At 69.1% G+C, this 11,948-nt stretch carries 14 protein-coding genes; 1 reads left to right on the top strand and 13 read right to left on the bottom strand.

Annotated features, from left to right (window positions below):
• The first annotated feature begins 74 nt into the window (after window positions 1–74).
• The gene (locus tag Q0X16_RS09835) at window positions 75–416 is read left to right on the top strand and encodes a carboxymuconolactone decarboxylase family protein (RefSeq protein WP_297833583.1); all 342 of its coding nucleotides are present in this window, start codon (window positions 75–77) and stop codon (window positions 414–416) included.
• 46 nt (window positions 417–462) lie between these two features.
• Here the strand turns inward: Q0X16_RS09835 and Q0X16_RS09830 are convergent, their stop codons facing one another.
• The 13 genes from Q0X16_RS09830 to Q0X16_RS09770 form a co-directional block, all read right to left on the bottom strand.
• Window positions 463–1,269, bottom strand: a complete 807-nt coding sequence (locus Q0X16_RS09830) for a glycosyltransferase (RefSeq protein ID WP_297833711.1) — start codon at window positions 1,267–1,269, stop codon at window positions 463–465.
• A 20-nt stretch (window positions 1,270–1,289) separates the two neighbouring features.
• The gene (locus Q0X16_RS09825) at window positions 1,290–2,144 is read right to left on the bottom strand and encodes a glycosyltransferase (RefSeq protein ID WP_297833581.1); all 855 of its coding nucleotides are present in this window, start codon (window positions 2,142–2,144) and stop codon (window positions 1,290–1,292) included.
• The gene (gene gspD, locus Q0X16_RS09820) at window positions 2,141–4,384 is read right to left on the bottom strand and encodes a type II secretion system secretin GspD (RefSeq protein WP_297833579.1); all 2,244 of its coding nucleotides are present in this window, start codon (window positions 4,382–4,384) and stop codon (window positions 2,141–2,143) included. The genes Q0X16_RS09825 and gspD overlap by 4 nt, the downstream gene beginning before the upstream one ends.
• Window positions 4,381–5,118 carry a general secretion pathway protein GspN gene (locus tag Q0X16_RS09815; protein ID WP_297833577.1) on the bottom strand — a complete coding sequence of 246 codons (738 nt, stop codon included), beginning with the start codon at window positions 5,116–5,118 and terminating at the stop codon, window positions 4,381–4,383. Before Q0X16_RS09815 ends, gspD begins: the two co-directional genes overlap by 4 nt.
• Window positions 5,108–5,707, bottom strand: coding sequence for a type II secretion system protein GspM (gene gspM, locus Q0X16_RS09810; protein ID WP_297833575.1), 600 nt, complete (start codon window positions 5,705–5,707; stop codon window positions 5,108–5,110). The genes Q0X16_RS09815 and gspM overlap by 11 nt, the downstream gene beginning before the upstream one ends.
• A complete protein-coding gene (locus Q0X16_RS09805) occupies window positions 5,697–6,857 on the bottom strand; it encodes a PilN domain-containing protein (RefSeq protein ID WP_297833573.1) in 1,161 nt (386 codons plus the stop codon). Before Q0X16_RS09805 ends, gspM begins: the two co-directional genes overlap by 11 nt.
• A complete protein-coding gene (locus tag Q0X16_RS09800; RefSeq protein ID WP_297833570.1) occupies window positions 6,854–7,681 on the bottom strand; it encodes a type II secretion system protein GspK in 828 nt (275 codons plus the stop codon). The genes Q0X16_RS09805 and Q0X16_RS09800 overlap by 4 nt, the downstream gene beginning before the upstream one ends.
• Window positions 7,678–8,373, bottom strand: coding sequence for a general secretion pathway protein GspJ (locus Q0X16_RS09795; RefSeq protein WP_297833568.1), 696 nt, complete (start codon window positions 8,371–8,373; stop codon window positions 7,678–7,680). Before Q0X16_RS09795 ends, Q0X16_RS09800 begins: the two co-directional genes overlap by 4 nt.
• Window positions 8,370–8,840, bottom strand: coding sequence for a type II secretion system protein (locus Q0X16_RS09790; protein WP_297833566.1), 471 nt, complete (start codon window positions 8,838–8,840; stop codon window positions 8,370–8,372). The genes Q0X16_RS09795 and Q0X16_RS09790 overlap by 4 nt, the downstream gene beginning before the upstream one ends.
• Window positions 8,837–9,361: a GspH/FimT family pseudopilin gene (locus Q0X16_RS09785; RefSeq protein ID WP_297833565.1), complete on the bottom strand. Its 525-nt coding sequence runs from the start codon at window positions 9,359–9,361 to the stop codon at window positions 8,837–8,839. Before Q0X16_RS09785 ends, Q0X16_RS09790 begins: the two co-directional genes overlap by 4 nt.
• 14 nt (window positions 9,362–9,375) lie before the next feature.
• Entirely contained in the window at window positions 9,376–9,807 is a 432-nt protein-coding gene (gspG, locus tag Q0X16_RS09780) for a type II secretion system major pseudopilin GspG (protein WP_297833564.1), read from the bottom strand.
• A 99-nt stretch (window positions 9,808–9,906) separates the two neighbouring features.
• Window positions 9,907–11,124, bottom strand: coding sequence for a type II secretion system F family protein (locus Q0X16_RS09775; protein ID WP_297833563.1), 1,218 nt, complete (start codon window positions 11,122–11,124; stop codon window positions 9,907–9,909).
• 4 nt (window positions 11,125–11,128) lie between these two features.
• The coding region (locus tag Q0X16_RS09770; RefSeq protein ID WP_297833562.1) for an ATPase, T2SS/T4P/T4SS family at window positions 11,129–11,948 on the bottom strand (820 nt) is incomplete at its 5' end.

Here is an 11,948-nt window from a genome sequence, read left to right as displayed (position 1 = left end):
GGCCGCTTCGGGCTCACGTTCCGCACACGCTCGCGATCGCACACTCGCAAAGGCCAATCGAAAACAGGATCGTCATGGACAACGCAATGTATCCGCCCCCGGGGGGCGAGCTGTCGCGCAAACGCCGCGAGCTGGCGCCGAAGCAACTGGAAGCGTTTCGCAATTTCAGCGCGGCGGTGTTCGCCGACGGCGCGCTGCCCAACGCCACCAAGCAGCTGATCGCGGTCGCGGTGGCGCACACCACCCAGTGCCCGTACTGCATCAAGGGCCACACCGCGGAGGCGCTCAAGCACGGCGCCACCGAAGCGCAGATCATGGAGGCGATCTGGGTCGCGGCCGAAATGCGCGCCGGCGGCGCCTACGCGCACTCCAACCTTGCGCTGGACACGATGCTGCACGCGCACGAGAAAGACTGAAGGCAAGGTCTTCCTGGAGCGCAGCGTCGAGCCCTGCGGCGTTACCTCATGGCGCGGAACCGACGCGCGCGAGGACGCGCAGCAGGTCCAGCGGGAAGCCCACCCAGATGCGTGGCCATGCCAGCAGGGCTGAGGCTTTGGAGCCCCGACGCCAAAGAAAGCGCGAGGCATCGAAGCGCCGATGCCAGATCAGGTGAACAGGATGCGTTCGCGCGAGCATGCCCCGTACGTGGGTGACCCGCACCGCGTTCGCGCATGCAATCCGCACGCCGGAGGCGCGTGCACGCCGGCACAGGTCGAGGTTCGCGATTCCGGTGGCCAGAGCCGGATCAAACCCGTTCAACGTATCGAACAGCACGCGCGGCAACACCATCACCGCACCCGACACCGCAGCAACATCCTGCACTTCTTCATGGGTCGCGACCGCTGGCGCCAATTCCAGCCAGCGCCACCATCCGGCGGGACCACCACGCCCGGCGTCCAGTCGCGCCGCCGGATCGCGAACGCCTGACTCATCCGCGAGATCGGCCCCCACCAGTGCGTTGTACCGCGCAGCAAGATCGCGCAGGCGCGCAAGCGCATCGGGCTCGATCAGGCAGCCCGCATCCAGCAGCGCCAGCCAGGGAGCACGACAGTCCGCGATGCCCTGGTTGCGCGCGGCGCCCAGTCCGGGCGGATCCGGATTGGCGATGAAGTGGAACCTGGAATCGGCCACCGCGTGCCGCTGCACGATCGTGAGGGTGCTATCGGTCGAGCCGCAGTCGACCACGCGGATTTCGGCCACGCCCTCGGCGCCACGCAGCCGCGTCAGGCAGCCGTCGAGCGTTTCCTCGCTGTCCCAGGACACCACCACGGCGGCGATGTCGGCGCAGTTCACGCCACGCCCGGAAACAGGTCGAGTTGCGGGGACTGCCGGGAATCGCCTGCAAGGACCGTGCTCAACTGCTCCCGCAGCGCGCGCAGCGGATCGTCCATCAGGAAGCCGGCGATCCGCGCATTCCAGTTCGGCCAGCGCGCCGCCAGCGCGTCCATGTCGCCATTGCCGGGGACGCTCTCGCCATCGCGCAGGACGAATGCCGAAGGACACAGCACGTTGCGCCAGCCCAACCCTTCCAGCCGCAGCGACAGGTCGGCCAGCGCCACCGGCCAGGAACGGAAGCTGACCGCATCCAGGCCTCCGGCCGCCTCACAGGCGTCGCCACGCAGCAGCACCGCGTGCGCGACGGCTGCCGGAAGCCCGGGTGCTTCGGCAGGCAACTGTCGGCAGGCGTCGGCCAATCTCTGCGGTGATGGCAGTTCCAGTTCGATATCCCCGACCCGCGGCCAGGCGGCGGTCTCGCCGGCGTTGCACCAGGGCGTCGCTGTCGCGATCAACGCTTCGCGCTCGAAACAGCCGGAGAGCGCATCCAGCCAACCCGGCAGCGGCCGGGAATCGTGGCTGAGAATCGCGACGTTCGCTTTTCCACAGGCGCGCAGCGCCTCGTCCAGGTGGGCCGCCTCGGACACCGGCGTCGCCCGCCGCGTATAGGCCGCCTGCAGCCGCGTACGCGCCAGCCAGCCATCGATCAGGGCACCGCCGCGCGGACCCGACTGCGCGTTGTCGGCCAGCCAGACGCGGGTGCCGGCCGGCGTCCCCGCATCCAGCGCGGCGAGGCAGGCATCGAGCGCGCCCTCATCGCTGCCGACCGGCACCAGGACGATGGGCGGGGACGCGCCGGACGGGCTCACTGCTTGGGTTTGTAGATCGGCTCCAGGGCGCGGAAACGCTGCCCATATTCGTCGGTCAGGGCGCGCGCTTCCAGCGGATCGCGCACCACCGTCGGCGTGATCAGGATCACCAGTTCGTCGCGCGTCTTGCTGTTGCCCTGCTGGCCAAACAGTCCACCCAGCACCGGGATCCGGCTCAGCCCCGGCATCCCGGAGGAGCCCTGTGTGGTGCCGTCGCTGATCAGGCCGGCCAGCACCACGGTCTCGCCGCTGGGCGCCACCGCGCTGGTGCTGACCCGGCTGGTGTCGATGCGAACATTGCCGTTGGCGTCGGCGATGCCGGTCGGCCGGCTGACTTCCTGCACGATGTCGAGGAAGACCATGCCGTCGCGGGTGATGCGCGGGCGCACCTTCAGGATGATGCCGGTATCGAGGTACTGGACCTGGCTGTAGGTGCCGTTGGCGCCGCCCATGGCCGGATTGAAGCTGACCGAGGCGATCGGAATCTTCTGGCCGACGTTGAGCGTGGCCTCGCGGTTGTTCTGGGTCAGCACGGACGGCGAGGACAGCGTGCGCACGTCGGTCACGCTGTCCAGGGCGTTGACGATCGCGGCCGCGCTGTGGCCGAGGAAGGTCCAGCTCAGCGCACTGTCGCCGCCCAGCGCTGGTGGCGTCAGGCTGCCGGCATAGCCGCCGAAACTGTTGCGCCCGGTCGGATACGGCAGCAGCGCGGTCGGCAGCGAATTGCGGAAGAACCAGTTCACGCCGTACTGCAGCTGGCCCTTGAGGGCGACGCTGAGCACCTGGGCCTCGATGTGGACCTGCATCGGCATCACGTCGAGACGTTCGATCACTTGCCGGATTGAGCGCCACTGCCCCGGCGTGGCGCGTACCAGCAGCGAATTGGTGTCGTCTACCGCCGACACGCCGACGCGGCTGCCATCCACCTGCAGCGTGACGCGGCTGCCGCCGGAAGCGGTGTTCTGCGGGAGGCTGGCGCCTTCGCCGCGCCCGACGCCGGTGCCGCCGCCAACGCCGCCGGCATCGCCCTCGCGCGACCCGCCGATCGTGGCCGCCGAGCCGCCGGAACGGTCATCGACGCCCGAGTCGCGGATCTCGGTCGATTCCAGACCCGGCATCATCGACACCGGGCCGGAACCGCCGCCGTCACGCTCGGGAGCGCCGCCGAACACCTCGGCCAGTCGGTTGGCCAGATCGCGGGCGCGAATGTACTTGAGCTCATACGAGAACAGGCGGCCGTCGCCGCTGCCACCCTCGATGCGATCGATCCATTGCTGGATCTGGTCGAGGTAGGCGGGCTGGCTGGTGATCACCATCACCGAATTGGTGGAATCCAGCGGCATGAAGCGGAACATCCCCGCAACCGGCGTATGGCCCTGCTCACCGAACACCCGTTCCAGATCCTGCACCACGTCGGAGGCGCGCCCGGATTGCAGCGGATAGACGCCCACCGACATGCTCGACATCCAGTCGACGTCGAAAATCTGCACGGTCCGCTGGTAGTTCTCCAGCTCGGCTCGGGTGCCGGCGATCGTGATGATGTTGCGTCCGGAATCGACGCTGACGATGGAACCCTGGCGCGCGTAAGGCTTGAGGATTTTCTCCATCTCGGCGGCCGAGATGTAGCGCAGGGTGATCACCCGCGACTCGTAGCCGCGCGCCAGTGCCGGCGAGCCGGTGCGCGGAACCACGCCGTTCACCAGCGCCTGGTCGGCCGGCACGATGTTGTAGCGGCCGTCGCTGTAAACCATGCGCGCGCCGTTTTGCGCCAGCACCTGATCGAGCAGGCTGAGCGCGCCGGCGGCGCCGACCGGCCGCTGGGTGGCCACCGTCACCGTGCCCTGCACGCCGGGCGCGATGCTGTAGCTCTGGCCGAGCATGTCGCCAAGGATCGCCTTGACCACCGCCTGGACCGATTCGCCCTCGAAATTGAAGGTGGCCTGACCGCTGCTGGCCAAAGCCGGCGGCGGCAGCGCGGCAACGCGGTCGTTGATGCGCGGCGCGGTGCCGCGGCGGATCACCGGGCGCGGGCTTTCGTTGCCGAGTTCCTCCAGCACATCGCGGCGGATGGCGTTGGCATCGGGCGGCAGGGTGCTCTGGTTGGTCACCTGTTCGCTGCGTTCCATCCGTGCGGTGGGCGCACTGGCGCAGGCTGCCAGCAGACCCGCCAGCAGGGCGGCCAGCAGTGGGCGGAATCTCGACAAAGTGCGTTCGGGTTTCATGATCTTGGCTTCGGTCATCGTCTGTCCGGCCCCGACATCGGCCGTGAAGGTGGTGGGCCAGCATCGGCCGGAATTTCGCCCTGCGCGCGCAGTTGGGCGCGTCGTTCCTCGATGCGGCGACGAATGTCTTCGACCGACGTGGCAGTCGCCGCATCATCGCCTGCCGGCGGTTGTGCGGCGGCGTTGCTGCCGGCTTCCGCAGGCGTTGCCGAAGGTGGCGCGCCGGGGGCGCCAAAGGTGCGCAGGTCCAGGGTCATCTGGCCACCGCTGCCTTCAAACACCGCACGTCGCGGTTGCACTTCGATCAGCCGCCATCCGGCCGCACCCTCGGGCACCTCGCCTTCGCGCACGCGCTGGGCATCGCCGCCAGCGCTGGGCTGCAGCACGGCCAGCCGCAGGCTGGGCGTGATCAGGGTTCCGGTCAGAATGAAATCGAGGTCGCCGCCACCGGCGCCGGCGACGGCCGCATCGGCACCGGCGGCAAGGAAGGCGCGCGGGCGGCGATCCTGGGTGAACAACGGGTGCTGGGCGGCCTGCGGGTAGTCCGAAAGCGGACCGATCCGTTCGCTCGCTGCCGGCAGCGGCGGCGGCAACGCCATCGACTTGGGCGACTTCACCAATCCAGCCCGGCCACCCAGCCCGAACAGGGCCGACAGCCACAACAGCAGCGCCCAGCCGCAGATGGCCGCCAGCAGCCAGGTCAGCGGGCCGGCCTGGAGCAGGTGGCGGTTGTCGCTGCGATCAACGGCCACGGGCGGCCTCCGGATACGGCAGCACGTAGCCGTAGAGATTGAAGCTGACGTCGAGACCGCCTTCCTGCGGCTCGTTGCTTCCCGGCACCGCGAAATACCGCTGCGCGGTGATCTGCAGGTTGTCGACGAATACGTAGGGACGCGCCGACTCCAGCGCGTGCAGCACTTTCAGGGTCTCCGCGTTGCCGCAACGCAGTCGTACCTGCACCGTCACCCGGCGATAGCGCTCCTGCTGGCGATCGTCCGCCAGCGGTTCGCGGTTGACGATGGCGCAGCCGCGACTGCCGGGACTTGCCTCGCTGACCACCTGTTCGAGCTGCTGGACCAATGCCGCGGTCGCAAGTTCGGCGCTGGGCTGGGGCAGGAAACCGCTGCCCTCGGCATCCAGATCGGCCAGGCGCTTCTCGATTTGCGGGCGCAACAGCAGCAGGCTGCGCAGGCGCGCATTGCGCATCTGCAAATCGCTGATCCTGCCCTCGACTTCGGCCAGCGGCACCGCGAACAGCGGCCGCAGCACCAGCAGGTAGGCCAGCCCGAGCACGCCAAGCAGCAACAGCAGCGCGTACCAGCGGTTCGGCTCAGCGCGCATCACCGGCCTCCTCCCCGGCCGCCGCCGGCGCCGGTGCGGCCGGCGCGGCCGCTGGCGCCCCAAGCTTCGCAAGCTGGGCCACCATGGTGAATCGATCGAGTCGCGAACGCGGATCGGCCTGCAGCGCGCCGCTGAGCGCCGCCGAGGTCCACTGTGGCGCGCCCTCCAGCTGCCCGACCAGTGCGGCCGCCTGGTTCGACAGGCCGATCATGGTCAGCTGGTTGCCTTCGATCGACAGTTTCTCCAGATAGGTACCCTCGGGAATGCGCTGCGCCAGGGCTTCCATGACCTCGACCGATGCCGGCCTTCCGCTGCGCAAGGCGCGAAGGAACGTTTCGCCTTCGACCGAATCCACCACCCGCTGACGGGCGGCGCTGATCCCCTGCGCCTGCGTCTGGCGCCGGGCGATGGTCGCCTGCAGTTCAACCGCGGCCGCACGCCGATTGGCCAGAAGTTGATGCAGCCCGAGCACCAGCGCCAGCAGCGCCACCAGCCCCAGCCCCAGATTCAGCCAACGCCAGGGATCGCGACGAAGGAAGCGCTGCGCCGGCGCCAGCAGGTTGACGCCCAGCGCCCGACCCTCGCCGTCGGCAAGGTCGATCCCGGCCAGACGTGCGCCCAACCCTCCCAGCCGCGCGCCCACGGCGTCGAAACGCTGGCGCGGCACCACCACCAGTTCCACCTGCAGCGAACCGTCGGCGCGTTCGCCGAGCAGGCGGCCGTCATACAGCACCGCATCGGCGGCGAACGGCGTCTGTCGTTCGATCTCGAATCCCAGCACGGCGCGCAGCCGATCCCGCGTCGCGGCCGGCAGGTTCAGGGGGCGACGCAGACCCTGCGCGGCCGGCAGCAGCAGCCAGCGCGGCAGTTCCGCCAGCGGTTCGCGCAGCACGCCATCGAGCGCGTCACGGTCGGAAGGAAGCGGCAGCGGCAACGCCGTCAGTTCCCTGACCTGCCCCTCGTGCCAGCGCTGCAGCAGCAGTTCATCGCCCTGCGGCACCAGCAGGAGGCGATCGCCGCGCGCCGCCAGCACGGCGCGCAGGCGCGCCGGCAACCACTGCGCGAGGCCCGCACCCCACCAATCGAAGAAACCGCGCAGTCCGCTGCCAAGCCGGGCGCCGGACGCAGTCAGGGAAGCGGCAGCGGTCACTGCCACCCTCCGTCCGCCTGCCAGCGCAGGGGTGTGTATGTCGATCCCGGCAAACCGTTGCCTCCCATTCGCAAGACCACCGATATCCGGGCGATGCGCCCGTCGGTGCGTCGTGCACGGCTGTCGATACTATACGTTCCGCTGCCCGGACGGGGAGGTGCATCCGGATCGGCGGCTGGAATCTTGCCGTTCATCCCCATCGCCTGAAGCACGATGCCGTCGGCAAACTGCGGATCCGGCATCGCGCTGCCGGTATAGACGGTCAGGAACGGCGCCGCGGCCTTGAACAGCGCCGGACGCATGCCCAGCACCTGCTCCAGTTCGGAAACGCTGGAAAACGGCGCGTCCTTGGCGCCCCAGGCCAACCCGGCGGCCGCGTAGTCGGCATCCTCCGCGCCGCCGCCTGGCTGGGTCAGGCTGTCGGGATCGCGCCAATCGACGATGGCGAGGGCGAGTTTGACGGCGCGCTCGCGCGGCTCGCCCAGCGCCTGGAAGAAGGCCTGCAGCAGTTCGGGCGCGGCGGCGTTGAGGTCGATCTTGGCGGTCTCGTCGCGCACCTCGACATCCACCGGCGTGCCTTCGAACACGAGGCGGTTGACGCGGCCGTCGGCGGCGAAGCGGCGATTGGCATTCGGCTCGAGCATTCGCTTGACGGCGTACTCCACGCCCGCCCGCGCCGCTTCGCGGGCCGCCAGTTCGCGCGCCAGCCCGTTGCCTTGCATCGATTCGACCCGCGCACTCAGCGCATAGCCGGACACCAGCCCGGCCAACATCAGGATGATCCACAGCACCATCAGCAGTGCGGCACCTTGTGCGCGCTTCATGGACCTCCCCCCTGCCCCGCATCGGGCACCGGCGTGGACATCTTGATCGCCACCACCAGTTCCGGCCACGCACCACCGGCATCGCGAATCCGTGCCCGGACCTGCTGCGGCAGGGCATCGGTGGCAGTCCAGCGCGGCAGCCACGGCCCCAGGTTGCCGGCGGCATCCACCGACCGGTAGGCGAATTCAACCTCGGCAACGTCGTTGGCCAGCGCCTCGGGCGGCCGCTCCGGCGGCAGGATTTCATCGCCCTGGATCATGCGGAAATCCACCATCAGCGCGCGTTTGCCCGCGTCCTGCCCGAGCTTGATTTCATGCAGATAAGGCCCGCCGCGCCCGAGATAATCGGGCAGGCTGGCGACGAACCGCATCGAACGCTCGTCGCCCTCGAACCGCAGCGAGCGTCCGCTGCCGGGATCCAGGCCGAACACCATGCCCTCGCTGCCGGCGATGCGTGCACGAAGGAAACTTGAAACGGCGCGAATCCGTTCGTTGCGGGCGGCAATGGTTTCGCCGCGTTCCACGGTCGCGCCGGCCGCGCGCAGGATGCCGAACGCCAGCGCCAGCGCGGCGGCCAGCAGCGCGGTTGCCAGCACCACTTCCAGCAGCGTGAAACCGGCAGCGGCGGATCGACGGAGCAGGCCGCCGTCACGGTGGATCTTGCGATCGCCGATTCGCGCGGGCCGGTTCATCGCATTTCCAGATCGCGCGGCGGCAGCGCCAGCCGCAACGTCGACAGATGCAACTGCTGGCGCGGGCCGCCTTCGCCCCATTCCATGTCGAGCCGGACGTGGAGCAGGTGCGCGGCGCCAGCGTCGACCGGGGTCTTCACCCCCCGCAGGCTCGGATCCTGCCAGGGCGTCGCCTCGAGTTGCCACCGATAGCGACCGTTCTCCGCATCCCCGCTCAGGCGCACGGGCTGGACCAGCAGTTCGGCATGGCTGGCCAGCAGGGACTGGGCCACCAGCGCCGCATTGCCGGCATCGCCGGCGTCGCGCAGCTGGCGGCTGGCGCCGGACAGCGTGCCCAGCAGCAGGGTCAGGCCGATGGCGAGGATGCCGAAGGCGACGATGATCTCAAGCAGGGTGAAGCCGCCCTGCCGGCGCGCGCACGACGGGCCCGATCCGGAACGACGCGATGCCTGGAGCCGCAGACTCATCGACGCTCTTGCGTGCGGCGCACGCGCACCTCGCCGGTCAGCCAGGTCACGTCCACGTCCCAGCCGGCGCCATTGGCAAGGAACCGGATCCGGCCGCCGGTGGCCGCCCCGTCGGGGAAGAACCGGACCACGCCCTCGCCGTCCGCGCCCTGCTGCGCGCGCGCACCGACGAACACCAGTTCACCGGTCGAGGTCAGGCTGCCGTGACGCCCCTTGGCGGCGCTCCAGGAGCGCGCGTGCGGGTCGATCCTGAATTCCTGCGGCTGGCCGCTGCTGATCGCCGCCGCCCGGGTGAAGCGCAGTTGTGCCGCCACCTCGCGCGCTGCCGTATGCAGCTTCGCCCCACGCATCCCGCCGCCGTTGAAAATACCTGCCGCGAGCAGGCTGCCGGCGGCGATCAGCACCATCACCACCAGGATTTCCAGCAGGGTGAACCCCCGCACGCCAGCCAAGCCGGCCACCAGCGGCGGCGGCTCCGCGCCGCTTCGCCACGATCCGGGGGGCTGCTTGCTTGCGCGCATGGCAGCGGGCGGGTTTACTCGAACTTGATGTCAGCGTTGACGCTGTCGCCGCCGGGCTGGCCATCGGCGCCGTAGCTGATCAGGTCGAACGGTCGTCCATCGCCCGGCACCTTGTACTGCAGCGGGTGCATCCAGGGATCATTGAGGTCGCCGGGCTTGGCATACGGCCCCAGCCACCCCTGCGCGTCGCCCGGCTGGTTCACCAGCGCATCCAGCGTCGGCGGCAGGGTGCCGGTGTCGTTCTGGTATTCCTGCACCTTGTCGGCCAGGGTCTGGATCTGCGCCTGCGCCAGCCGGACCTTGGCGCGGTCGCCGCCACCGAGGATGCGCGAAGCGGCGAAAGCGACGATGCCGCCGATCAGCACCACGACGACGATGATCTCGATCAGGGTGAAACCGCTCTGGGTGGCCCGTGGAACCGGTCGAATCAGCTGAGGATTGCGCATGGATGCCTCTGGATTGAAATCAACAACGCATTGTGCGTGATCGCGGCCATCCGTGGCGAAACGACGTCGGTCGCTGGGCGCGGAATCACGCCCCTTCATTCAGCCGACGACATTGGTCAGGTCGTAGATCGGCGCCAGCACCGACAGGATGACCACGCCGACCACCACCGCCAGCAGCAACGTGACCGCCGGAACCAGCGCCGCCAGCAGGCGATCCATCGCCGTCTGGGTGTCCTGCTCGAAGGTGTCGGCGGTCTTGAGCAGCATCGCGTCCAGCGCGCCGGATTCCTCGCCCACCTGGATCATCTGCAGCGCCAGCCGCGGGAAGCGCTTGCCCTTCGCGAGCGCCAGCGACAGTCCGCGGCCGTTGCGCACCTCGTCGGCGGCGGCTTCCACGTCGGCGGCCAGCACGCGGTTGTCGACCACGTTGCGGGCGATGCCCAGCGCCGACAGCATCGGCACGCCGTTGCGCAGCAAGGTGCCCAGCGTGCGCGCCAGTCTCGCGGTATCGAGCTTGGCGACCAGCGGACCGGCCAGCTTGTTCTGCAGCAGCCAGCCGTCGAGCCGCAGCATGAATTCCTGGTCGCGGCGCTTGCGATCGATCCACAGCAGCACCAGCAGCGGCACCGCCAACACCACGATCCACCAATTGCGCACGAAATCGCCCACGCCCAGCACCAGCCGCGAGAACCACGGCAGGTCGGCGCCGAGGCTGTCGTACATCGCCGAGAACTGCGGCACCACGTAGCCGAGCAGGAACAGCAGCGACAGCCCGACCATCACCAGCAGGATCACCGGATAGACCAGCGCGTTGGTCACCCGCACCCGCAACGCGCGGGCGCGTTCGAGATAGTCCGCCAGCCGCTGCAGGGTGTCCTGCAGGCTGCCGCCGGCCTCGCCGGCACGCACCATGTTCACGTACAGGCGACCGAAGGTATCGTGGTGGCGTTCCAGCGCCGAGGACAGCGAAGCGCCGCCGCGCACGGTGTCGCGGACGTCCCCCAGAACCTGCCTGGAAGCGTCGTCGTCGGGCTGCTCGAGCAGGATGGTGAGGGCGCGATCCAGCGGTTGGCCGGCGCCGAGCAGGGTTGCCAGCTGCTGGGTGAACTGCACCAGCCGCGGGCCGGCCAGCGGCCTGGGTTTGAACAGCGCGCGCCAGTTGTAATCGCCGCCGGCTTCGGAAGCGAGGCTGGCCTCCATCGGAAGATGGCCTTGCTCCTGCAGGCGCGCCGCCACCTCGGCGCCGCTGGCGGCCTCCATCTGCCCGGTCAGGGTTTCGCCGCGCGCGTTCAGCGCCTTGTAGCGATACAGCGCCATGGGATCAATTGCCCTCGGTCACGCGCAGCACTTCCTCGATGGTGGTTTCGCCACGCAGCGCCTTGGCGATGCCGACGTCGTACATGGTGTGCATGCCGCTGCGGCGGGCCAGGCGTTCGATCTCCTCCATCCCGGCGTGGCGCATCACCGCGCGCCGGATCTCGTCGTCCATCACCAGCAATTCCATGATGGTGGTGCGGCCGAGGTAGCCGGTGGGCGACAGCTCGGACGGGCGTGGCCGATACAGGTAGATCTCGCCGTCCGGATGGAACTTGCGCAGTCCGAACTTCTGGATTTCCTCCGGCGTGGCGAGGTAGCGCTCGGCGTGGGTCGGTTCCAGCCGCCGCACCAGCCGCTGGGCAAGGATGCCGTTGACGGTGGAAGTCAGCAGGTAGTCCTCGACGCCCATGTCGAGCATGCGGGTGATGCCGCCGGCGGCATTGTTGGTGTGCAGGGTCGAGAGCACGAGGTGGCCGGTCAGCGCCGACTGGATCGCGATCCGCGCGGTTTCCAGATCGCGCATTTCGCCGATCATGATGATGTCCGGATCCTGGCGGACGATCGCGCGCAACGCATTGTTGAAATCCAGCCCGATCTGCGGCTTGGCCTGGATCTGGTTGATGCCCTCGATCTGGTACTCGATCGGGTCTTCGACCGTGATGATCTTGACCCCCGGCGTGTTCAGGCGCGACAGCGCGGTGTACAGGGTGGTGGTCTTGCCCGAGCCGGTCGGGCCGGTGACGAGGATGATGCCGTGCGGCTGCTCGAGCACCTTGTTGAAACGCCACATGAAGTGGTCGCTGAAACCGAGCTTGTCGAAATTC

The organism is Thermomonas sp. (assembly GCF_025993755.1).
GTDB lineage: Bacteria > Pseudomonadota > Gammaproteobacteria > Xanthomonadales > Xanthomonadaceae > Thermomonas.
This window is presented reverse-complemented; position numbering and strand designations above follow the sequence as displayed.

Excerpts from the sequence above, each read along its gene's own strand:
- Q0X16_RS09775 (WP_297833563.1), bottom strand. The coding sequence starts at position 11,124 with ATGGCGCTGTATCGCTACAAGGCGCTGAACGCGCGCGGCGAAACCCTG.
- gspM (WP_297833575.1), bottom strand. The coding sequence starts at position 5,707 with ATGCGCGCTGAGCCGAACCGCTGGTACGCGCTGCTGTTGCTGCTTGGC.
- gspD (WP_297833579.1), bottom strand. The coding sequence starts at position 4,384 with ATGACCGAAGCCAAGATCATGAAACCCGAACGCACTTTGTCGAGATTC.
- Q0X16_RS09800 (WP_297833570.1), bottom strand. The coding sequence starts at position 7,681 with ATGAAGCGCGCACAAGGTGCCGCACTGCTGATGGTGCTGTGGATCATC.
- gspG (WP_297833564.1), bottom strand. The coding sequence starts at position 9,807 with ATGCGCAATCCTCAGCTGATTCGACCGGTTCCACGGGCCACCCAGAGC.
- Q0X16_RS09785 (WP_297833565.1), bottom strand. The coding sequence starts at position 9,361 with ATGCGCGCAAGCAAGCAGCCCCCCGGATCGTGGCGAAGCGGCGCGGAG.
- Q0X16_RS09795 (WP_297833568.1), bottom strand. The coding sequence starts at position 8,373 with ATGAACCGGCCCGCGCGAATCGGCGATCGCAAGATCCACCGTGACGGC.
- Q0X16_RS09835 (WP_297833583.1), top strand. The coding sequence starts at position 75 with ATGGACAACGCAATGTATCCGCCCCCGGGGGGCGAGCTGTCGCGCAAA.
- Q0X16_RS09790 (WP_297833566.1), bottom strand. The coding sequence starts at position 8,840 with ATGAGTCTGCGGCTCCAGGCATCGCGTCGTTCCGGATCGGGCCCGTCG.